The organism is Pantoea sp. E2023-21, assembly GCF_051302795.1.
Classification (GTDB): domain Bacteria; phylum Pseudomonadota; class Gammaproteobacteria; order Enterobacterales; family Enterobacteriaceae; genus Pantoea; species Pantoea ludwigii_A.
This window is the reverse complement of sequence record NZ_CP195344.1, coordinates 30892-54213: the sequence shown is the minus strand read 5'-3', so window position 1 is coordinate 54213 and position 23322 is coordinate 30892. Positions and strand designations below refer to the sequence as shown.

The following is a 23322-nucleotide window of genomic DNA, read 5'->3' as shown; positions in this document are numbered from 1 at the left end:
ACGGCGATCACATTGTAGCGGCGCGATTCATCGCGCGATAAATCGCGCCGCTACGGTTTAGTGCGGGTGTTAATTCATCAGCGAATACGCAATCGACGAAATCGCCAGCACGCCAACAATCACCACAAACAGATTACTGATCTTCCCGCTGTACTGCCGCATCGCCGGCACTTTCTGGATGGCGTACATCGGCATCAGGAACAGAATCATCGCAATAATCGGCCCACCCAGGGTTTCAATCATCCCCAGAATGCTTGGATTCAGCGTCGCCACCAGCCAGGTGGTCAGCAACATAAAGCCGGTGGTTAGACGATTCAGGCGCTGCGGCGTGACGGTTTTACCGCGGCTGCGCAATGACTTCACCACAATGCCGTTAAAACCTTCACGCGCCCCCAGATAATGCCCAAGGAACGATTTGGTGATCGCCACCATCGCGACAATCGGGCCCATCCACGCAATCATCGGCACATTAAAGTGGTTAGCTAAGTAAGACAGAATGGTGATGTTCTGATCTTTCGCCGCCTGCAGATCGGCTGGCGACAGGCTCAGCACGCAGCTGAACACAAAGAACATCACCGTCACCACCATCAACAAATGGGCGTTCGCCAGAATGCGTGAACACTTTTTCTCGGCGCCAGCACCGTATTCATCGCGCTTGGCGACAGCAAACGACGAAATGATCGGCGAGTGGTTGAAGGAGAACACCATTACCGGAATTGCCAGCCACAGCGTCATCAGGATGCCGTGACCGCTGACGCTCTGGCTCAGCGACAAGGTTTCCAGCGCCGCGCCATGCCAGTGCGGCACCAGATAAGCCGCCAGTAGCATCAGCACCGCTACAAACGGGAACACCAGCACGCTCATCGCTTTCACAATCATCTGCTCACCGAAGCGCACCACCGTCATCATGCCGATAATCAGCATCAGCGTCAGCAGCGCACGCGGCGGCGAAACCAGACCTAGCTGATGCACGATAAAGCTATCAACGGTATTGGTAATCGCCACGCTGTACATCAGCAGGATCGGATAGATGGCAAAGAAGTAGAGCAAGGTGATGATTTTGCCGGCACCCACACCGAAATGCTCTTCAACCACTTCGGTGATATCTTCGCCGGGATTTTTACCGGAGAGCACAAAGCGCGTCAGCGCGCGATGGGCGTAATAGGTCATCGGGAAGGCAAGGATCGCCATGATAATCAGCGGAATCAGCCCGCCTGCCCCGGCATTAATCGGCAGGAAAAGTACGCCCGCACCAATCGCCGTACCGTAAAGACCCAGCATCCACACGGTATCACTCTTGCGCCAGCCCTTCGCCGCCGTTTCTACGGTGCCAAGCGTACCGGTTTGTGAGTTGTCCATCTGTCTCTCCAGAATTTCAAGCTTTATCAACATGCAGCCACAATGATGGCTGCCAATCATGGCGTGGGCGGCTCCGCCCGGCCGGAACGCAAAGGATGACGCTTCATGAGATGAAATTCACGCATCCTGATGTCCTGTGCCGCAGAAAATGCACGAAACATGCGCGCAATCGATTGCATGGGGCGCTATTTGACATGAGACGCGGGATGAGTGCAAGAAGGAGTAATGGGGAGTCAGCAGAAAGGCGTGAGGAAAGTGGAAAGGTGCGGCAACGGGTAGGTTGATAACATCGGGGGAAACTCCCCCGATAATTAGCCTCTGAAACAGCAAATGCGTCCAGAGGCTAACACCGGGAGAATTTAATTAGAATGCACGCATTCTGTATAATGCATAAAGAAAATAGTACGCTGTAAGTGTATTCAAATTCATAATCATGTACTTCAATTTTTCATTTTTATTCAGCAGGATGAAAATACCTTTTGAGTATTTACCCCGCTTTATTTCATTAATTTCCTGGGCGATATCCGCAGGTGAAAACGAAGCGTGATACATAGCGGTCACGATCTGCATATCCAGCGCGAGCACACGTTTGGAAATGCCTTTGAGGAAATAGTCGAGATCGCTGGACTGATATTTACTAATGATCGAATCATAAAGCGCGGTGAGAAACTGTTTACGCACTTTCAGTTCACTGTATTGCACTTTACGCTTCGATAATGAACCCTCCACGTCTTCATAATGATAAGCCGCACCCGGCGTCACCAGGAAGTTGCTAATGCAGCTGAAGAATTTAAGGTTAAACAGCAAATCCTCGCTCATTGAAATACCTTCCAGGAAGCGCAGATTCAGTTCCTCAATAATCTGACGGCGATAACATTTGTTATGGAGATAGCCGATGTTATCACTCATCTCCAGTTCACCCAGCACGTAAGGAATGTCCTCCTGGCTGAAGAAGCCCGCCTGAGACACTTTCCCTACGCGGTTGTCGTTGAGGTTTCCTACCATCAAATCGACAGATTCCGCTGGCCAGGCATCAAGATGTTGTTTGAAGATCATGAGGAAATTATCGTCCACCCAATCATCCGCATCGAGGAATAACACATATTCGCCGCTGGCGTGCTGCATTCCATTATTACGGGCGGCGCTGACACCGGCATTAATCTGGTTAATTACCGTGACCTGTGAATACGCGCTAAACTCTTCCAGTATTTTCGCGGTTGAATCGCTGCTGCCATCATTGACCACAATAACCTCATAACTGCTGAACGTCTGTTGAAGTACGCTCTGCAAGGTACGTTTAACGGTTTTTTGTGCGTTATAGACGGGAATGATAAGACTAAATAGTGTTTTTTCATTCATGATAAACTCTCTTTACTGTCTGAGGTTTTGATATTGTTAAATAACAGCCATAGTTTCCTGGGGTTGATAAATACCTGGTGAATACGCATGACAGGTTGAGCAGGGAAAAAATAATTAAGCAGGGAGAACGATAAGAACTCGGTTAATACCACGCTCATGGCCGCGCCGTTTAAACCAAAATTAGGAACCAATAATAAAGAGGACGCCACGCAAATTAATAACACTACGAAGGTTTTCTTAACTAAGTAACGATATCCGTTGTACTTAATAATAAAACGGTCCATAACACTGCTGAGCACTGCACACATCGCACCCACGCTGAGTAACAGCGTTGGCGCTACGGCATCGAGATAATCCGCCCCGTAGAAGTTGCGAATAAACCATCCGGACAATAACCAAATCGCCAAAATCACCAGCGAGGAGACGCCAATCACCAGCAGATGTAATTTCTGCGCTTTGATAATTGACTGCTTATCATCACGCTCGGCAAAAAATGCTGGAAAAAAGGAAGCCAGTAACGCATTGGGTAAAAAGACCCATGCAGTGGCGAGTGTCAGCGCTACGGTGAAAATGCCCGCCTCTTTTACACCAAGGAAATAAGAGACGCTGAGTTGGTTCACGCGGGTATAGATCGCCACAGCAATCACTGAAAACACCAGGGAAATACCCGATGCCACCATATAGCGTGAATATTTTTTCATCTGGCGCAGTGCCGGAATCGGCACCTGGCGATGGTATTTAAGGAAAATCACCAGCTTGATAGCAAACGGAATAAAGGTTGCCAATACGATCGGAATCGACAATAGCTGCGGGTCCAGGCCGTAATAAGAGATAAAGAAGCGCACGGTTAAACTGATGGCCAGCCCCGCCAGATTGGCCATCACATTCAGGCGCGCATTGAGCCTCGCCTCGTTGTAGATATTCACCAAATCGAGTGAGGAAAACAGGCAGGCAATTGCCGCTGCGCAGATAAATACCCGCGCTTCAGCACGCCACTCTTCTCCCATGATCAGCATGCCGCTTGCCGCCAACACGCCATAAATCAGCAACACCAACAGAAACGTCGCCATCATTAAGCGCATGCCGGAGTGATGATTTTGCGACAGGCGTTTCAACAAAATCACATCGCTGCCCATCAGCGCGATGCTCTGGATGAACTGAAATACCAGCATTGAGATCGAAATAATGCCGAAGGTGGTTGGCCCAACATATTTCGCCACATAGGAGGTGACGAATATCAGGCCAAATACCGCAATCAGCTTTTCAGCGATCATCCACATGGAATTTTTTAATTTATCTTTCACAACTCAACCTCAGCGTTTATTTCTGTGCCAGTCGGCGCAGACGCGATACCAGTCGTGGACTGACAAAAAACAGCGCAAAGTACAGGCTCCACGGATTGAGCATCAATCCAGAGGTGAAATAGGACTTAAAGCTGCGACGGTAGAGCGAAATATATTCATCAATAAAGGCGCGACTGAATCCGTCGCTGTGCAGCGCTTTATAGATATAGGACGAGGTGACTTTTAAATAGAGGTGGTAATAACAGCGACTATGCTGCGCGGATAAAAACGCCTGCATGCCATTAAACGAACGCGCAAATGAGAAATGCTTTTCACGTAACGCCGATCGTGTGGCCGAGTTGGTGGATACCACGTAGTGATAAACCACCTGCTGGGTGAAGATCACCTGACGATCCTGTTGCAGATGCAGGTAATTGATCACAAACAGCAGATCTTCGAAGTTGTAAATCTCTTCGTTAAAACTGAGTTGATGCTGGCGAATGACATCGCCGCGAAACACCTTATCGCAGATGCCGTGACGCGGATTGAAATAGAGCAGATCATTGATTGCCGCCGACGCCGCCAACTGGCGAGTGTCAGTGGTGTTCGCCGGGAAATCGAGCGGCTCGCCTTGCGGCGTGAAGTGCTGAGATGCTCCCACCACCATCGCCACCGGGTTTTGCATCAACCGCACATAGGTGGCAAACGCGCTAGCAGGCAAAAAATCATCGGCGTCTAAAAAACACAGCAGTTTGCCGCGTGAAGCGCGAATGCCCTGATTGCGCGCCGACGAGACGCCACCATTGGTTTTGTCGATGATGTGGAAATGCGGGTAATGGGCGTAGTTCTGTAATATCGCGAGCGAATTATCGCTGGAACCGTCGTTAATAAAAATCACTTCAAAACGGCTTTCTTCCTGCTTTAGCAGGCTATCAATGCATCGCTCCAGATACGCCGCGGCATTATACACCGGCACGATGACGCTGATTAAAACGTCGTTAACGGGATTTTGCATATAACCTCTGGACTCTGTCGAAGTAAAAGTTGCGGGCGGAAAAAGTAATCGCTGAACGTTGCAGCGATTAACGCTGCGCGTTGCTTGCGCCCGGCTTAACATTTATTGCCTGTTTATTTCAGAGTTTCCTCAGGTCAACTAAAATTGGCCTTTAATCCTCTCTAAAAAGATGACTGAATAAGATAATCGCCAAATAAACCGTGCAGATTTATTCTGTTTTCTTCAGGTAAATCAGGCAGGCTACCGCCCCAGGCTTGCAGCTACCTGTTTACTGACTACGCAGAAACCCACTTTTTAGGCGTAAAGAGGCTGCGCTGCACCCGTAAGAGTTCAGTTAATTTTCAGCCAGTTACGTTTTTTCTTTGGGTGATTATGCTAATGCCGTCACCACGGCTTTCACGACGTACTTAAATTAAATTTTTTATCTTTCAGTAATGAGAGTTAAAAAAACCTGGCGTCTTTATCACGCCCATTACCGAAAACAAGACATGCCGACCGGGGCTGAGAAGGTGCATCAAAAGACGGGCCTTCTCAACGAACGTCACGACATTAACGATATTTGCTGTATGCCCTGCACTTTTATTAATCCGGCGCGTCTTTGGCTGTCCGATAAGTGCAAGTGGCGTTAATTCAGTGCGGCTCTCGCAGTCACACTGCAACAGGCTTTATGCCCAAAATTTGCGATCTAATTCAAAACTTTTCCCAGCATTCTCACCACTCGGGGTTATAAGGTCAATGGTTGCCAGGCCAAACCGGAATTTACTCAGAGAAAGGATGGATTAAATAATTGCGCATTGATTAGCCGTGATGAAGAGGTTTTTAGTGCATTGATTAGCGTCGCAGCAGGCGAATACCAGGAATAAGATCGGAATATCGATGACATCGTGCCAACAGAAACCCGCGCCTAAGCCTTGCTGAGAGTGAAGCCAGCTCACAACTCTGGCGTTAGGCTGTCACGGCCCGCATTTTCGCGTGCTAGTCTCCAGCCATGCCTCTCTCCAGTTTTCCTTTACTGCAGGTTGTATGAAACGCAGATTATCTTTCCAGGTAAAACTCTTCCTGTCGCTGGTGCTGTTTTCCTGCCTGCTACTCGCCTTGCTGGGCACCATTTTGTTTCATTTCATTGACCGCCAGTTGCATCACGATCTGGGACAGCGCGCGCGGGTGCAGGCCAGTGAGATTGCGCTGATGCCCGGTCTGGCGGAGAAAGTAGCGAGCCGTGATATCGCCGGCATCGCCGCGCTGATTCAGCCCTTACGCAATCAAAGCGATGCCAGTTACATCGTGATTGGTGACACGCAAGAACAACATCTCTATCACTCGGAATCACCGGAGCGCCTCAATTTACCCATGATTGGCGGCGACAATGCGGAAGTGCTACAGGGGAAAACCATTATTTCCGTGCGCAAAGGCGGCATCGGCGTGTCGCTCCGCAGCAAAGCGCCGATCGTTGATGCGCAGCATCAGGTGATTGGCATTGTCTCGGTGGGGTATCTCACCTCCTATATTGCCAATATCAACGTCAGCCTGCTGTGGCAGGCCAGCTTGTATGGCGTGGCGCTGTTGCTGCTGCTGTTTATTTTCTCCTGGGTATTTAGCCGCAACCTGAAAAAACAGATGTTCTGGCTGGAGCCGAAAGATATCGCGCTGCTGGTGCTGCAGCAAAAAGCGCTGCTGGAAGCGATGTATGAAGGCGTATTTGCGGTAAACGCGGAGCGGCAGCTGATTCTTATCAATCGCGCGGCGAGAGAGTTGCTGGAAATTCAGCAGAGTGAAAGTGAGCTGCTGGGGAAACCGCTTGATGCTGTCCTGCAGATCCATCCGGCGTTTTTAAATCAGCATGAGGTGAAAACCCACGACCACATCACCGTGCTCAATCAGCGTCAGGTGATCGCGAATCGGGTGGCGATCGAGCTGGAACCCGGCGAACCCGGCGGCTGGGTCTGCAGCTTCCGCGATAAAAACGACATTAATACGCTGAGTAGCCAGCTGAGCCAGGTTAAACGCTATGCGGATAATTTGCGCATCATGCGCCATGAACAGTTGAACTGGACCGCCACCCTGGTCGGTTTGTTACAGATGCAGCGTTACGATGACGCGATGCGCTATATCCATGCCCAATCTGCCGGGGCGCAGCAGGTGCTGGATTTTGTCTCGGCGCGCTTCACCTCGCCCGCGCTGTGCGGGCTGCTGCTGGGGAAATATGTTAGCGCACGGGAAAAAGGCGTTGAGCTGCAATTCGATCCGGCCTGCCAGCTGAGCCGCATTCCTGCTGCGTTGAGCGAAACGGCGTTGATGTCGGTGATCGGCAATCTGCTGGATAATGCAGTGGACGCCACGCTGAATGCCAGAACGCCCGCGGCACCGATTGAAGTGTATATTTCTGGTCGTAATCAGGAACTGCTCATCGAAGTGGCCGATCAGGGCTGCGGCGTGGATGACAGCATCAAACCGAATCTGTTTGAACAAGGCGTTACCAGCAAGCCGTCCAGCGGTGACGACATGCTCGGTTCAGAACACGGCATCGGTCTCTATCTGACTGCGGGTTACGTGCAGCAGGCGGGCGGCAGCATTGAGATCAGCGACAACTCGCCGCAGGGCACTATCTTCTCGGTGTTTATTCCGTTCCAGCCCGCCGCGTTAACAGGACTTTCCCATGAATAATGCTAAGCCACTTGATGTGGTGATTGTGGAAGATGAGCCGCATCTGGCCGATTTGCACCGTGAATATATTGAGCAGAACTTCCATCTGCGCGTGGTGGGCATTGCCGCCACGTTGGCGCAGGCGCGTGAATTGATTGCATTGCATCAGCCACGGCTGCTGCTGCTCGACAACTTTTTGCCGGATGGTCAGGGCGTGACATTGATTGACGATCCGCTGTTAAAGCGTTTTGAGTGTTCGGTGATTTTCATCACCGCTGCCAGCGACATGCAAACCTGTAGCCACGCGATACGCAGCGGCGCATTCGACTATCTGCTGAAGCCGGTGTTTTTCCATCGCCTGCGCGCGTCGCTGGAACGCTTTATGCGGCTGGTACAGACGATGCGCCAAATGAAGAACGTCGATCAGCAGGCGCTGGATAAGCTGTTCAATCTGCCGACCAGTGATGCGCCTTCAGCACCGTCCAGTAAAGGGATTGAATCCATTACGCTGGATCGGGTAAAAGCGTTTTTTAGTGCTGCGCCAGACCGCTGTTGGTCGGTCGAACAGGTCGTGGAAAACGTCGGCATCAGCAAAACCACCGGCCGCCGTTACCTGGAATATTGCGTGGAGATCGGCTTTATTGGCGTTGAGATGCAGTACGGTAACATCGGCCATCCGCGTCGGCTGTACCGCAAAATCCTGTGATCCCGCGCAAATGCTGCGCGTTGCCGGTTGTGGTTTTTATGGTGTTAATTGCCTAAACAGCGCCAACAATCACACTTCGTGAAGATAACAATCCGTCACCTCTTGTGTGGGAAAGGCGATCGGCTATGTTGACCATTAGTTCCTCAAATGTAACTAAAAGGTTAATTATAATGTCGAACAAATTCCCACTCTCTCTGGTTGCCGCTACTGTACTGATCTCTTGTTCTGCCCTTTCCGCTCCGCCGCAGGGTTATCCGGCGGATTACCAACGCGTTATTGATGCCGCGACTAAGGAAGGCAAAGTGGTGATCTACTCCACCACCGACACCAAAGCCGCCGGGCCGCTGATTAAGGGTTTCGAAACCACGTATCCCGGCATCAAAGTTGAATATAACGATATGAACAGCACCGAGCTGTACAACCGTTTTATCAGTGAACAAGCCTCGGGCGGCACCAGCGGTGATGTAGTCTGGAGCTCCTCCATGGATACCGGCCTGAAGCTGGCGACCGACTACGCGCAGGAATATAAATCTCCCGAACTGGCGCAACTGCCGAAGTGGGCGGTGTGGAACAACAAAGCCTATGGCACCACCTACGAACCGGTGGTGTTCATCTATAACAAACGCCTGATCCCCGCCGCTGACGTACCCGATTCGCACACCGCACTGGCCAAGCTGATCGCCAGCCAGACCGACAAATTCAAGAGCAAAGTCACCACCTACGATATTGAGAAATCAGGACTCGGCTTCATGCTCTCGGTGCAGGATGCCAAAGCCGATCCTCATTATTTCAAAACGTTGGCTGACGTGGCGAAAGGCGGTTTAGCCGTGCAGTCATCCACCGGTACCATGATGGAAAGGGTGTCGTCCGGTGAAAACCTGATCGGCTTCAACATCCTCGGTTCATATGCCGAAGCCCGCGCGAAAACCGATCCGTCGCTGGGCATCTCTTATCCGAAGGATTACACGCTGGTGCTGTCTCGCGTCTCGTTCATCAGCCAGCAAGCCAGTAACAGCAATGCAGCAAAACTGTGGCTGGATTATGTGCTGTCTGAAAAAGGGCAAAGCATTCTGGCCAATCAGGCCGACATCCCTTCCCTGCGCAATGATATTGAAGGCAAAAACGACATTGATGGCATGACCAAAATGTTAGGCACCGCGCTGAAACCGATCCCGGTTGATGAAAGCCTGCTGGAATATCTGCAACCGAAAAAACGTCTGGATTACATCAAACAGTGGCGCACAGCCGCCGGTAAATAACGGCATTACTGCAGCGCGTCTACTGCGGCGCGCTTCTCTTTCTGTTATCTGATTCGCCATTCAGGGTCTCAATATGCGTGCATTGCAGAGAAAGTGGCAAAGCCTGCCGCGCGGCATTGTGGTGCTGATAACCACGCTGGTTATCTACATCCCGCTGTCGTTTATTGTTATTCAAAGTTTCTTATCCGCGCCGTTCTTTGCGCCGTCGAAAGCGTGGAGCCTGGAATCGTTCGAATTTATTTTCACCGATCCCGATTTCTATAAAGCGTTGCGCAGCGGATTTATTCTCGCCTTCGGGTTGGTGATCATCGCCATTCCGCTGGGCGGCATTCTGGCGTTCTTAATGGTGCGTACCGATCTACCGGGCAGACGCCTTATTGAGCCGCTGATCCTCGTGCCCATTTTTGTCTCGCCGATGGTGCTGGGATTTGGTTATGTGGTGGCCGCCGGTCCAGTGGGATTCTTCTCGCTGTGGGCGCAATCACTGCTCGGGTTTGTGCCGTGGAATATCTACGACATGTCGAGCATCGTGGTGATTGCTGGTCTGACGCACGTACCGCACGCCTATCTGTATATTTCATCGGCCCTGCGCAGCGTGGGATCGGATGTGGAAGAAGCGGCGCGTATTGCCGGTGCCTCGCCGTTGCAGGTGATGACGTCGGTGAGCTTGCCGATGGTACGTCCTTCGATGCTGTATGCCACCGTGCTGCTGTTCTTCCTCGGGTTGGAAGTGTTCGGCCTGATGCTGGTGCTGGGCGATCCCGAAGGCAACATGGTGCTGGCCACCTATCTCTATCAGTTAACGAATAAGCTCGGCACGCCGTCCTATCACCTGATGGCTGCGGTGGCCGTGGTACTGATTTGTATCACCATTCCGTTAGTCATGCTGCAACGCCGTCTGATGCGTACAGCCAACCGCTTTGTCACGGTAAAAGGCAAAGCCTCGCAGGCGCGTGCGTTGCCGCTGGGCAAATGGCGCTGGGTGGCCGGTGCCGTGGTGGCGTTCTGGCTGACGGTGACCATTGGCGTGCCGTTGCTGGGCGTGGTGCTGCGCGCGTTCATCTCTAACTGGGGCGTTGGTGTCTCACTGTGGGATGAGTTGTCGATCAAAACCTTCCAGACCATCTGGGCGCAGCCCAACCTGCTGCGCGCTATCGTCAACTCGATGGCGATTGGCGTGATCGGCGGCGCGTTGGCGGTGGTGTGTTATCTGTTTATCGGCATCGCCATGCACCGTAAACCGGATAACACTACGCGCTTCCTCGACTACAGCGTATTAGTGCCGCGTGCGGTACCGGGCTTGCTGGCCGGTCTGGCGTTTCTTTGGGTATTCCTGTTCCTGCCGATGTGGCTGGATAACGCACTCAAATCGGGCTGGCTCTCCGATTTCGCCTGGTCGCAGTGGCTGCGCGATAACCTGGTCGTCTGGCTGCGTTCGCTGCGCAGCACCATCTTCAGCGTCTGGCTGGCGTATACGGTGGTGTGGATGGCCTATGGCCTGCGCTTGATCTCCTCAACGCTCTTGCAAGTAGGGCCAGAACTGGAAGAAGCGGCGCGTAGCACCGGCGCCACGCGTGGACAAATTACGCGTCACGTTACCATCCCATTATCCCGTTACGGCCTGATTGGCTCATGGCTGCTGATGTTCCTGATTTTCGAGCGCGAATATTCCACCGGCGTGTATCTGCTGTCGCCCGGTACGGAAACCATCGGCTCCATGCTGGTTTCCCTGTGGGCGGCGGGCGCGATTGATATTGTTGCCGCACTCTCCTTTATTAACATCCTGCTGGTCGTCGTCGGTTTGGGTATTGCCCTGCGATTTGGAGTCAAATTACATGATTGAATTATCGGTGGAAAATCTGCACTTAACTTATGGCGACAACCCGGTGCTGAAAGGCGTGTCGATGAATTTGCAGCGAGGCGAAGTGGTTTCTCTGCTTGGCCCGTCCGGCAGCGGTAAAACCACGCTGCTGCGTGCGGTCGCCGGGCTGGAGAAACCGACTCAGGGCACCATCGTGATTGGCAGTAACACGGTGTACGCGGGTACGCCGCGCAGTGAGATTCCAGCGGAAGAACGTAATCTGGGATTGGTGTTCCAGTCCTATGCGCTGTGGCCGCACAAAACCGTGTTTGAGAATGTGGCTTATCCATTAAAGCTGCGCAAAGTGCCCTCTGCGGAGATCACCCAACGCGTACAAGATGTGTTGGTGCAGTTGGGTTTGGGTCATCTCGGCAAGCGTCATCCGCACCAGCTTTCCGGCGGACAGCAGCAGCGCGTGGCAATTGGTCGTGCGCTGGTTTATAACCCGCCGGTGATCTTGCTCGATGAACCGTTATCGAATCTGGATGCCAAACTGCGCGAAGAGGCGCGCGTGTTCCTGCGTGAGCTGATCATCAAGTTAGGCTTATCCGCGCTGATGGTAACGCACGACCAAAATGAGGCGATGGCGATTTCCGACCGCATTTTGCTGCTCAATAACGGCAAAATCGAACAGCAAGGCACGCCGCAAGAGATGTACGGCTCGCCGAAAACCCTGTTTACCGCCGAGTTCATGGGCAGCAACAACCGATTGCACGGTAAAATCACCGAGCTGCGCGACGGCAAAGCGCGTATTGAGGGCAAAGGCTGGGCGTTATGGGGACGGGCAGGCGAAGGCGTGCAAAATGGCCAGGAAGCCACGGCGGTGATTCGCGTCGAACGTGTAAACGTGGTCGATGCGCCGGGCGAAAACCAGCTGGAACTGCCGCTACTCACCAGCATGTACCTTGGCGACCGCTGGGAATACTTGTTCCGCACCGTGGGCGATGATTTTGTAATTCGCGCCTACGGCAGCGACGTGCGTGATCCGCAACATTGCCATCTGGCGTTGCCGGAAAACCATGTGTGGATTTTCCCGAAAGGGTGATTTGCCGGGAGGTCGCTAATATCACAGGGTGCAGGCATCGTAGCGGCGCAATTTATTGCGCGATAAATCGCGCCGCTACGGAATGTGCGAGCATTAATTACAGCGTATAAGAGATCGGCATAAAACCAATAAACACCTATCCCACAAACAAAAAAAGGCGAGGCCAAAGGCCTCGCCAAAAAGGTGCTGGACCTCAATCGTAATAAGGAAGTTTACGATCGACACCGTTAATGTTGACCAGCACAAAGCCCGTAGGCGCGGTTTTGTTGGTCGGTGTGCCGGCCGCCGTCGCGACGGTGAGCACCCCTTTCTCGTTAGCACCAATACCGGCCAAACCGTTATGCAGCCCAAAGCGCGCCGCCGGTTTGAAACCGCCCAGTTTGGTGGTATCGGTCACGACAGAGAAGTCCTGCTGGAACAGCGAGCAAGAACCGGTATCGAAACGCGTTGGACCGGTGCATTTCAGGTTCATCATGGTGTCACCACTGTTGGCGCGCAGTTTTACCCACACCGCCGCATAAGTGGTTCCCACGCGGCTGTAGCGGATATCCAGCACCGCTGGCTGCCCCATGTGATAAGCATCCGCCCATACCGTTTCCAGACGCTGCAGGTTGACCCAGGTTTTACCGGTCGCCGCCACATTGACCGGTGAGCCAGCGGTGCCGGTTGGCTGTGTGGCATCCGCCTTACCAATAAACTCCATCACCCACTGCTGGTTGGCGTTCGGGAAGAACAACTGCCCGACGCGATACCAGTTATCGGTGTCGGTATTATTGGTAATTTTGTAGCCGCTGAAATAGCCCGCGCGCAGCGACCCGGTCATAAAGGTGCCGTAGTTCTCGTCGCGGCGATAACCGTATTCAAAGGTGGATAACCAGCGTCCAGCAGCTGCATCAAGACTCAGTTTTGCGCCAGACTGCAGGTTGAGCTGACGGATCACCACGCGTGCATTGTTGAGATTCAACGGCGTACCGCAATCTTCAATATTCAGCGTATCAACCGTCCAGCCGCCATCCGACAGGTCGCCCGGATTGCGCGTGTGCTCAATCCACACGTTGCGGATAATCCCCTGCGTCACACGCGGCATGTAGAGCGTGGCGTCACCGTAACCGGTCTGGAAGTTACAGTTACACAGCTCAATGGCGGTGGAGTGATCCCAGGCGCCTTTCGGCGAGTTCGACCAGCCAACATCAAACACGCGTCCGTAGGTATACAGGGTGTAAATCTGGTCGAATTTACTGTCGAGGGTATCCAACACTTTTATCACCGTACCGCCGTTATTCTGCGCGCGGAAACAGTAGATATTGACGGTGGTGCCTTCGATACAGGTGTTTTCGAAGAAGGGCTGCACGTTGCTGCACATATCGGAGGTGATAGTGCTTTTGTTGGTGGTGATATCCGCCGATGCCTGGCCATTCCACGCGATACCTCTGATTGAGGTACGACGCGCCTTCACCTTGAATACTGTGTTGGCACTTTTGTCGGAAATGATGGTGGTACGCGGCAGCGAACCCAGTTCGACATCATCACCTTGCAAGCCAAAAAAGGCGCGCTCGGTACCGCTGATGTCGATCGGGCTAATCAGGAATTTACCGCCAGGGAAACGCACCGGTAACGCGGTAATGTTGCCGGAGTAGCTTTGCGTCCATGCCAGCATACGGTTGAACGCCTCCGTATCGTTGGCGTAACCATCGCCTTTAGCACCGAAGTGATAAAGGTTGATGTCCTTTGGATCGTTAATCACACGTTTCCAGTAAAAACCGTTACCGATCACCAGCGTACCGCCATCTTCTACCGCGGTCGTGGTGCCGATAAAGCCGGTAAAATCACCGCCGCCATGGAAGGTGGAGTCAGCGTTGTAGCGACGTAAGAATGCCAGATCGCCGTTTTTGGCCGGTACGGTGGTACGCAGTTCTGCATAAGAGTTAACTTCGATCATTATAGCCTCCTCGGCTTTTCGGGTAGGTAATGCGAATGCGTGAGAGCAGCGTTACTGGGCCGGTTGACCGCAGTGCTGATCCCAAAGATCGTTGTGATTGTTGATGGCGCGCACGGTGCGAACGTCCATGCGCTCGGCGTCATTGCCGTGGGTATAAATCGGGGAAAACAGGGTACAGGCTGAGTCGATGACGACGGGGGCTTCAGGGCTGGTGGTATTTCGACTGCTGCAGCTTGTCACGAGCAGCAGCGTCATCAAGATTAAGGTTGCTGGCTTCCACACGTTTGGCCTCCTCACGCAGCTGTTGCTGCTGCTGGTTAACGGCTACCGCTTGCGCCGCGGCTTGATCGGCGCGCTCGACGGCGGATTTGGATTGTTGCTGCACCTTGCCGATTTTCTTGCCACCGAAGTAGCTGGCCGCTAACGCGGCGATGACGCCTGCCAGGGCGGCGAGCCAGTGCCAGCTGCCGCCAAGCAATGTCGTGATAAGTGTCATGCTTTTTCCTCCATCGCCGTTTTTTGCTGGTTGAGGCCTTTCTGGCGAACGAATTGGGCAATGACGCCCATCGCCACCATGAAAGCGCCAATCAACCCGAGATAGTTGTGCGGCAGAATCGCTTTCACATCCGGCGGCATGCTGTTCCATGCATCAAGCGCAGCGGTGGGAAACGATTGCACCCACGCGCTGAGCATCGAACCGAGTGACGCCAGCCACACTGACCAGGTTTTGAATAACAGCCGCGCATGTTTAACAAATTCCAGCGTGGTGAAGCGCTGCATCACCATCACCACCACGATTACCGCCAGCACTGCGGTGACAAAAATCAGCAGTTTCAGATTCATAGCAGCCCCCGATAGATGTCATACGTGCCGCTGCGCATCACTTCGGCATGCCGCCGGGCGCGGCCCGAGGTTTGGCGAGCCCACAAACTGTCGAGCATGGCGTTGGCTGCGCTGTTGAAATCGCCCTGAGTGATGGCGGTGAGCATGCCGCGAAACATCGCCAGCCCATCCACACCCAGTTGATAACCCATACTGATCAGCACATCGCAGCGCGCCTCATTGCATTTGGCCAGCGCCTGCTGCACCAGCGCACGCTGATGCATCTGCTGCACCTTGCCCTCGACAATACACTGCTTCCACACATCGCCCACCGGACGCGGCACCTGGAAGATGTAGTTGCTGAGTGAGGCCCCTTTCGGGCCGATGCGAATCCCCCCCGCCACCGTAGGGAAACCCAGGGTGTCGAGGTAAGGCGCTTCGCGGTAACCCTCTTCAAAATTCAGGATGGCAATAATCTGACTCATAGAAATTCCTCTTAGACGGGCGCGACAGCCTGAAAATGGCTGCGCAAAGCGGTAAAAACACATAAATCTCGCTGATCGTTTCCTGATCTCAGCGCATTGTTTGATAAGCGAAACGCTCAAGGATGGTTAAACACTGAGCATCTATAAAACGTTCCGCTTAAAACTGGGGAAAGGGGAGAAAGATTTAGCGCACGGCGTACAAATAGACATGGGGTAAACAGCAGTTATCGAAACTCGCTTGTGCCTGCTGAACGCGAACAGGCGCTAACACCGCGCAGTCAATGCGTGAGTGCGTTTGGCGCTGACAGATGCGTTCAGCGGTGCGCAAAGTAACGTTTTCGTATTCGATGCCGAGCGCGTTGTCGATGCTGCGCTTGAGGCGACTGAGGGACTGGCGTCGCCGATGGCGGCGCGTGCGTGCATTGCCTGAAAATACTGACTTCCCGTACTGGATAATCGCCATAACTCCTCCTGTTAATGAGTCTTTGGCGATGGGGTGGCAGGCACGGCGATTCGGCTGAAGCCGACGCGTTCGCTGTTCCTCTGGAAAATACTCGACGTCAACTCGCCCGGCTGCATTCGCGGCCAGGGTGAAGTAGAGGAGAGTGAAAACAGAGGGCAACTGACAACGCTGCAAAGTGCGTATCCACCCCATCCCAAAGTTCACTAACTTTGGATGGTATGTATCGCGCTTGTGCAGCGCCTCAATTGTTTAAGAGCGGGCTCATCCGTGAGCAGGTATGTTGTCCATCCATGCTCAAATTATTAACAGGTTCTAATGCATTGGCAAACACCAATGGTTAATTTTTTATTTACCGTCAGTTAAATTTATGATTTCAGCCAAAATATTTTTTTACCGCATTCTGGCGTTTTGTGATCAACCCAGGATTTGATAATCCCGCGCCTGGCTCATGATCACCCGCGCCACCACCTGCAGCGTCCTGGCTTCTTCCAGGGTTAAATACCAGGTTTCATAGCGCTTGTTATCTGAGATCACCGCGACCTTTTTGTGCTGCAGCTGCAGGCGTTTGAGATAGAGCTGATCGTCAAGCGTGAAGAGATAGATGCCATCACCATCAAAGCGATGCACGCTGATATCGACGAACAGCTGATCGCGCGGCGCAAAGGTGCCCGCCATCGAATCGCTGTTCAGCGCGATGAGGCGAATATTTTCGGCGGGGCGGCCATTAAACAACACGCGCGCCTCCTCCAGCCCATATTCAATGGCTTGAATGGTTTCTACCAGTTCATCGCGCGTGCTGCTGCGCACACCGTGTTGACCGATATCCAGACTCTCTACGCGAAACAGATGCTGTGGATTAACCAAACTTCGCTGCGTCAGCAGGGCGGCCGGTTTTTCCATACCAAATTGCAGCCACTCAACACGCACGTCGAGTAACTGGCTGAGCGCCAGTAAATTGTTATCATCGGGTATCGATTGTCCGTTAAACCATTTCCACACCCCCGGCGTTGAGATCTTGCATCCCCTCTCTTGCAGCGCAAGCGCAACCTGTTTGTTCCGTCCATGTCCGATAATTCCCGCGCTTTCGCACGCGGCAATCAGCCTGGCAGTGAATGCTTGTCTCGTACTTTCTTTTTTAACCATCAGTTAATAATCTGCCTTCAGTAAAAGACTGAATGTTATTTTCATTTTTGCTACCAGTTCATTTTATATTACCGGCAGTTTACTACCCAACCGCTTTTATCAATGAAGCTGGACAATCATTATCCCTTTCGGGTAGGCCGAAACCAGTGATCATTGCCATATCGCTTGTTCTCACAGGGGTTTTCAGGATTGTTCTGTAGCAGTAAGACCAGCATCTAAAGGAAAAAATGGGTGAAAAGCAGCGAGCCCGCCATAGATGACAGAAATAAATCAAAAAGCTCTTAGAATAACTGGATCGAAAGCGAAAAAAATGGGCACCGTTTTCGGTGCCCATTGTCATGCAGGAGCGAATATTAGCGACGTAGCGTATCGTCGCCCCACCCTATCCATTTATAGGTGGTGAGCGCCTCAAGTCCCATCGGACCTCGCGCGTGCAGCTTCTGCGTACTGACCGCCACTTCGGCGCCGAGGCCAAACTGGCCGCCGTCGGTGAAGCGCGTGCTGGCATTAACGTATACCGCGGATGAGTCAACCTGGTTGACGAAGCGATTGGCGTTACCAATGCTGCGCGTCAGAATGCCATCAGAATGCTGCGTGCCGTGCTCACGGATATGCGCGATGGCTTCATCGATATCCGCCACCAGCTTGACGTTAAGATCGTTGGACAACCATTCGTCATCATAATTTTCCGCCTGCACCGCGACCACTTCGGCGGCACCGTTTTGCAGCAGCGCCAGCACATTTTCGTCGGCGTGCAGCGCAATGTTCTCTTGCGCCATACGTTGCAGGAATGCAGGAATAAAGCGATCGGCTTGATCGTTATGGATCAGCAGCGTTTCAAGCGAGTTGCAGGCGCTTGGGCGCTGCTTCTTCGCGTTGACGATCACCGCCAGCGCCGCCTCTGTCTCCATGGTTTCATCGAGATAAAGATGACATACGCCGATGCCGCCGGTGATCACCGGAATCGTCGAATTCTCGCGACACAGTTTGTGCAAACCTGCGCCGCCGCGCGGGATCAGCATATCGACGTAGCGATCCAGCTTCAGCAGCTGATTGACCAGTTCACGATCCGGGTTTTCAATCGCCTGTACGGCACCCGCCGGTAAACCGTGCTGGGTCAGCGCATTTTGGATCACGCGCACGGTGGCCGCGTTGGTGCGGTAGGTTTCTTTGCCGCCTCGCAGAATCGCCGCGTTACCGGTTTTCAGGCACAGCGACGCGACATCAACGGTGACATTCGGGCGCGCTTCATAAATCACACCGATAACGCCCAGCGGCACACGACGACGTTCGATGCGTAAGCCGCTATCAAGCTGGCCGCCATCCATCAACTGACCGACCGGATCCGCAAGGCGACACACCTGACGTACGTCATCCGCAATGCCCTTCAGGCGCTGCGGATTGAGCGTCAGGCGATCGAGCAGCGCTTCGCTCATGCCATTTTGGCGCGCATCTGCCAAATCCTGCGCGTTTGCCGCCAGAATATCGGCGCTTTCCGCTTCCAGACGATCGGCGATGCTGAGTAGCACCTGATTTTTTTGTTCGGTGGAGAGTGCTGCCAGTTTGTACGACGCAGCACGCGCCGCTTTACCCATCTCTTCTAACATCATCCGCTCCTTAACTGACGATCATGTCGTCGCGGTGCACGGCGACCGGACCATATTCGTAACCGAGAATCTCGCCGATTTCCTGGCTGTGATGTCCGGCAATCATGCGCATGGCATCGCTGTTATAGCGCGTCACACCGTGGGCAATATCGCGCCCCTGCAGGCTACGAATGCGGATCACTTCACCGCGTGAGAAGTTGCCCAGCACCTCACGAATGCCTTTTGGCAGCAGCGAGCTGCCGCGCTCTAGCATGGCGGCCAGTGCGCCATCATCAATGGTGATTTCACCCGCGGGCGGTGCGCCAAAGATCCAGCGTTTACGGTTTTCCAGCGGTGACTGCTGCGCGTGGAAGCGCGTGCCAACCGGTTTGCCATACAACACGTCGCTGATCACGTCCGGACGACTGCCAGCGGCGATGATCACATCGATCCCCGCGCGGCACGCCACGTCCGCCGCTTGCAGCTTGGTCGCCATGCCGCCCGTTCCCAGGCCAGACACGCTGCCCCCTGCAAGGGTGCGCAATGCGTCGTCGATCTGGTGCACGTCGCTGATCAACTCCGCTTCAGGATTGGTGCGCGGATCGGCAGTGAACAGCCCTTGCTGATCGGTCAGCAGCAGCAGTTTATCGGCGCCGCCGAGCATTGCCGCCAGCGCCGACAGGTTGTCGTTGTCGCCCACTTTGATTTCTGCAGTTGCCACCGCATCGTTTTCGTTAATCACCGGCACGATGTGGTTGTCGAGCAGCGCGCGCAGCATGTCACGCGCGTAAAGGAAGCGTTCACGATCTTCCATATCGGCGCGCGTCAGTAGCATCTGACCGATATGAATACCGTAAATAGAAAACAGTTGTTCCCACAGCTGAATCAAACGGCTCTGCCCCACCGCAGCCAACAGCTGCTTTGAGGCGATGGTGGGCGGCAGTTCGGGGTAACCAAGGTGTTCGCGTCCGGCCGCAATCGCGCCAGAGGTGACGATAACAATGCGATGGCCCGCGGCGTGCAACTGCGCACACTGACGCACCAACTCCACCATGTGCGCCCGATTCAGCCGACGTGAACCGCCGGTGAGGACGCTAGTACCCAACTTGACCACAAGGGTCTGACTGCCACTCATGTTTTTCCTGCCATATAAGAAAAAAATCTGCGAAGGGACGTTTTATCAGGAGTGAGCAAGGAAGCCAACAACAGCAAGGGGAAAAGCACAAAAATCCCCGGACAATGCGCTAGACCAAAAGTTCGCAATTAACAAGAAATCCGAAAAAATGTCATAAAACGTTCATCGCCAACCGGTAAAAAGTCCGTGTTTTACAAAACCTTTCACGGGTACAACAAATTTTACTCATTGGGATTGATAGCAAAATGAAGAAGAGCACACTGGCATTCGTTGTATCAGCGCTGGCACTGGCTTCCACCGCAAACGCTGCAGAAGTTTATAACAAAGATGGTAATAAACTGGACTTCTACGGCCGTGTTAAAGCTGAACATTACTTCAGCGATAACGCGTCAAGCGACGGCGACAAATCTTATGTGCGTATCGGTTTCAAAGGCCAGACGCAGATTAATGACCTGATGACCGGTTACGGTCAGTGGGAATATCAGTACAACGTGAATAACTCTGAAGGTTCTGATGCCAACAACGGCAACAAAACCCGTCTGGGCTTTGCCGGTCTGAAATTCGGTCAATACGGTTCATTCGACTATGGGCGTAACTACGGTGTACTGTACGACGTAGAAGCCTGGACGGACGTCTTCCCAGAATTCGGCGGCGACGGTACGGCGCGTACCGATAACTTCATGACTGCACGTGCCACCGGCGTGGCAACTTACCGCAATAGCAACTTCTTTGGTCTGGTTGATGGCCTGCGCTTCGCGCTGCAATACCAGGGCAAAAACGATTCCACCAGCGCCAACGCACGCGGTAGCGCTACCGATACGTCTCGTCAGAACGGCGACGGTTACGGCGCATCTCTGGGCTACACCATTGGTGATACCGGCATCAGCGTGATGTCCGCCCTCACCTCTTCCGATCGTACTAATCAGCAGCAAGCGCGCGCATACGGTTCAGGTGATAAAGCGGATTCATGGGGCGCGGGCATCAAATATGATGCTAACAGCGTTTACCTGGCGGCCATCTACACCGAAACCCGTAACATGACGCCAATCAGTGGCACGGACACAGCGACCGGCGCATCAGTATCAGGTGCGGCGAACAAAGCGCAGAACATCGAATTGGTTGCTCAGTATCAGTTTGACTTCGGCCTGCGTCCTTCTATCGGTTACGTTCAGACTAAGGGCAAAGACATCGAAGGTATCGGCGATGCGGACCTGGTTAAATATATCGATGTGGGCGCGACTTACTACTTCAACAAAAACATGTCGACCTTTATTGATTACAAAATCAACCAGTTGAGCGACGACAACCGTCTGTCACTCAACAACGATGATGTTGTAGCCGTTGGTCTGACTTACCAGTTCTAAGACGTTGGCTTTACCCTCAATGTGTCGATAAAAAAAGAGCCGGCTCATCACCGGCTCTTCTCTTTTTAAACCCTTAAATACCTATCAGGCGCTCAGTTTCACCGGCTCTTCTTTAAAGCCTTCCGCCGGTCGCAGATCGAGTTTCTGTTCCAACAGCATCGCTTTCAGACGCTCATGGAAATTACGCAGCGTGCTTTCCACTTTGGCATTGTTCTCTTTGCCTTTGATAGTCGCAGCGCCCCAATCACCCGCTTTATCAAACAGGCCAAAATGATATTCGTAAGTGAAGTGATCTTCATAGGCTTCCAGCGTCATCCACCAGCCCCAAAACTCACGCAGTTCTGGCGCAGGCTTGACATTGACACACGCTGCCAGGCAATCGAAGAAGAAGCGTGTCTCTTCACATTTGCCTTCACGGATATACGGCCCCAATTCGGTGAAGCGCTTAAGCAGGCGACTACGGGGGTGACCACTCGGTAATGTCATCTCGTTTCCCTTAACCCTTTAAATGGCACTTCCAGCTTTCCATTAACAAAAAATGGAAAATCCCGGGTATTAGTTGTAGCAGAGCTGTGTCGTTTCGCCAGTTAGTTTTTCAACTGTTTTTCAATCCAGTCACAAATTTGATTCAAGGCTTTGTCAAAACTGGCAAACACCGGCTTAGCAGGAATTGCCAGCGTCTTGCCCTGCGAGGATGAATTAGCAATCAACTGGGCATCCGCTTCCGGACCGAAAATATCGTCCGGCCAATATGCCGCCAGCATGGGCGTTGGCGTGCGGCGTCCCAGCAAACCTTGCACTTTAAGGGAATAGCGATTGAGCTCCGTGCGCAGATTACTGTCGGAAGTCGACGACATGCCAAGACGGCTCGCCAGCATATCCATGTACATGTCCGGCAACTGCTGCTGCTGTTGCGCATCCACAAACACGCTATGCACCATCGCCCCCAGCGTCGCAACCGCACGCACCCGCGGCACTTCCAGATAAGCCAAACGTGTTGCAACGTTGGCGCCAAAACGATAACCCAGCAGCGCCACACGCGTGTGATCGATCCACGGCACATTGCTCAACTCGCGCAGCACCTGTTGATGTACCTGGCTGGTGTCCTGATTGAGTGTCCATTTACTGCTGAATCCGACTGACGGCATATCCAGCGTCAGCATGGCAATGCCGCGCGGGGCGAGATAGTCATGGAACAGGCGATAGTGATCGCTCTGCAGCGAATCAAGACCGCCGCACAGCAGCACCGTGGGATACGGCGCTTCCGCCTGCGCTGGCATGTGCAGGAAGCCGGTAACCGGACTGCCACCGCTCATCGGGAAGGTCAGGGATTTCAGTTCACCCGGCAGACGCTGCGTGGCCTCTTCGTAGGCGCGATTGGCCAGCACCTGGGCCTGATCGGCCAGCTCGTCGCCCTTGATATACGGATACGCCGCGAGGCTGAACAGGTTGGCGGCATGCAGCCAGTGTTGTCCCGCCTCGTCATGGTTCGCGCTTTCCAATGCGCGCTGCTGCCAGATGGCCGCCTGCTTTGACCACTCATAATTCCAGTTGCCGCCGCGATAGCCAATCACGGTATCAAGCAAGGCCTCATTGGTGCGTTCGAAGTCGCTCACCGCAATACGCGCCAGCACTTCGCTGATCTCCTGCGGCAACAAACCGCGCCATGTCCACAGCAGTTTGTTCAGCATGCGATACCAGCCGCGCTGCGTATCGCCTTCGAGGGCGTTATGCACCTGCACCGGCGCGTGATGCTGGCGGTGTACTAATGAGGAGGTTTCCGGGTGTTTAAAACGCGGTTTGAAAAGTTCTTCGCTCAGGTTTTTATCCGACATCTCAGCTATTCTCCTGCCAA

The 23322-nt window shown here is 53.2% G+C and carries 20 protein-coding genes; 6 read left to right on the top strand and 14 right to left on the bottom strand.

The features are described 5' to 3' along the window. Positions 1–69 precede the first annotated feature (69 nt). The 4 genes from ACRQ84_RS00255 to ACRQ84_RS00240 all read right to left on the bottom strand — a co-directional run bounded on the left by ACRQ84_RS00255 (position 70) and on the right by ACRQ84_RS00240 (position 5016). On the bottom strand, positions 70–1359 hold the full coding sequence (locus ACRQ84_RS00255) for an HAAAP family serine/threonine permease (protein WP_483816874.1): 1290 nt from the start codon (positions 1357–1359) through the stop codon (positions 70–72). A 363-nt stretch (positions 1360–1722) separates the two neighbouring features. Beyond that, positions 1723–2718: a glycosyltransferase family 2 protein gene (locus tag ACRQ84_RS00250; RefSeq protein WP_064740374.1), complete on the bottom strand. Its 996-nt coding sequence runs from the start codon at positions 2716–2718 to the stop codon at positions 1723–1725. Beyond that, on the bottom strand, positions 2715–4022 hold the full coding sequence (locus ACRQ84_RS00245) for an oligosaccharide flippase family protein (protein WP_483816873.1): 1308 nt from the start codon (positions 4020–4022) through the stop codon (positions 2715–2717). The genes ACRQ84_RS00250 and ACRQ84_RS00245 overlap by 4 nt, the downstream gene beginning before the upstream one ends. 16 nt (positions 4023–4038) lie before the next feature. Beyond that, on the bottom strand, positions 4039–5016 hold the full coding sequence (locus tag ACRQ84_RS00240; protein WP_064740372.1) for a glycosyltransferase family 2 protein: 978 nt from the start codon (positions 5014–5016) through the stop codon (positions 4039–4041). 1023 nt (positions 5017–6039) lie between these two features. Between ACRQ84_RS00240 and ACRQ84_RS00235 the strand changes: the two genes are divergently transcribed. From ACRQ84_RS00235 to ACRQ84_RS00215, 5 genes are all read left to right on the top strand, one after another. After that, on the top strand, positions 6040–7680 hold the full coding sequence (locus tag ACRQ84_RS00235; protein ID WP_483816872.1) for an ATP-binding protein: 1641 nt from the start codon (positions 6040–6042) through the stop codon (positions 7678–7680). Next, complete coding sequence (locus tag ACRQ84_RS00230; protein ID WP_483816871.1) at positions 7673–8365, top strand: response regulator; 693 nt, start codon at positions 7673–7675, stop codon at positions 8363–8365. Before ACRQ84_RS00235 ends, ACRQ84_RS00230 begins: the two co-directional genes overlap by 8 nt. 170 nt (positions 8366–8535) lie before the next feature. Next, complete coding sequence (locus ACRQ84_RS00225) at positions 8536–9624, top strand: ABC transporter substrate-binding protein (protein WP_483816870.1); 1089 nt, start codon at positions 8536–8538, stop codon at positions 9622–9624. Between the two features lie 73 nt (positions 9625–9697). Beyond that, on the top strand, positions 9698–11467 hold the full coding sequence (locus ACRQ84_RS00220; protein ID WP_064740368.1) for an ABC transporter permease: 1770 nt from the start codon (positions 9698–9700) through the stop codon (positions 11465–11467). After that, positions 11460–12530 carry an ABC transporter ATP-binding protein gene (locus ACRQ84_RS00215; RefSeq protein ID WP_064740367.1) on the top strand — a complete coding sequence of 357 codons (1071 nt, stop codon included), beginning with the start codon at positions 11460–11462 and terminating at the stop codon, positions 12528–12530. The genes ACRQ84_RS00220 and ACRQ84_RS00215 overlap by 8 nt, the downstream gene beginning before the upstream one ends. Positions 12531–12723: 193 nt before the next feature. On the opposite strand, the gene ACRQ84_RS00210 is transcribed toward ACRQ84_RS00215, so the two are convergent. The 8 genes from ACRQ84_RS00210 to proB form a co-directional block, all read right to left on the bottom strand. Next, positions 12724–14469, bottom strand: a complete 1746-nt coding sequence (locus ACRQ84_RS00210; RefSeq protein WP_483816869.1) for a glycosyl hydrolase family 28-related protein — start codon at positions 14467–14469, stop codon at positions 12724–12726. 202 nt (positions 14470–14671) lie between these two features. Further along, positions 14672–14965: a hypothetical protein gene (locus tag ACRQ84_RS00205; RefSeq protein ID WP_064740365.1), complete on the bottom strand. Its 294-nt coding sequence runs from the start codon at positions 14963–14965 to the stop codon at positions 14672–14674. Further along, entirely contained in the window at positions 14962–15306 is a 345-nt protein-coding gene (locus ACRQ84_RS00200; RefSeq protein ID WP_196762376.1) for a DUF7940 domain-containing protein, read from the bottom strand. The genes ACRQ84_RS00205 and ACRQ84_RS00200 overlap by 4 nt, the downstream gene beginning before the upstream one ends. A 2-nt stretch (positions 15307–15308) precedes the next feature. Further along, positions 15309–15776: a lysozyme family protein gene (locus ACRQ84_RS00195; protein ID WP_064740363.1), complete on the bottom strand. Its 468-nt coding sequence runs from the start codon at positions 15774–15776 to the stop codon at positions 15309–15311. A gap of 184 nt (positions 15777–15960) precedes the next feature. Then, positions 15961–16239 (bottom strand): transcriptional antitermination N peptide, encoded by a 279-nt coding sequence (locus ACRQ84_RS00190; protein WP_483816868.1) that lies wholly within the window; start codon positions 16237–16239, stop codon positions 15961–15963. 414 nt (positions 16240–16653) lie between these two features. Continuing rightward, complete coding sequence (locus ACRQ84_RS00185) at positions 16654–17382, bottom strand: S24 family peptidase (RefSeq protein WP_064740361.1); 729 nt, start codon at positions 17380–17382, stop codon at positions 16654–16656. 353 nt (positions 17383–17735) lie between these two features. Continuing rightward, positions 17736–18989: a glutamate-5-semialdehyde dehydrogenase gene (gene proA, locus ACRQ84_RS00180; protein WP_483817955.1), complete on the bottom strand. Its 1254-nt coding sequence runs from the start codon at positions 18987–18989 to the stop codon at positions 17736–17738. Between the two features lie 10 nt (positions 18990–18999). Then, complete coding sequence (gene proB / locus ACRQ84_RS00175; protein WP_483816867.1) at positions 19000–20103, bottom strand: glutamate 5-kinase; 1104 nt, start codon at positions 20101–20103, stop codon at positions 19000–19002. Between the two features lie 245 nt (positions 20104–20348). Here proB and ompC point away from each other — a divergent pair, with 245 nt between their 5' ends. Further along, entirely contained in the window at positions 20349–21467 is a 1119-nt protein-coding gene (gene ompC, locus ACRQ84_RS00170) for a porin OmpC (RefSeq protein WP_483816866.1), read from the top strand. An 84-nt stretch (positions 21468–21551) separates the two neighbouring features. Here ompC and crl read toward each other — a convergent pair whose 3' ends face one another. Beyond that, positions 21552–21953, bottom strand: coding sequence for a sigma factor-binding protein Crl (gene crl / locus ACRQ84_RS00165; protein ID WP_008108946.1), 402 nt, complete (start codon positions 21951–21953; stop codon positions 21552–21554). A gap of 101 nt (positions 21954–22054) precedes the next feature. Next, positions 22055–23302 carry an esterase FrsA gene (gene frsA, locus ACRQ84_RS00160; RefSeq protein ID WP_064740357.1) on the bottom strand — a complete coding sequence of 416 codons (1248 nt, stop codon included), beginning with the start codon at positions 23300–23302 and terminating at the stop codon, positions 22055–22057. Positions 23303–23322: the final 20 nt, after the last annotated feature.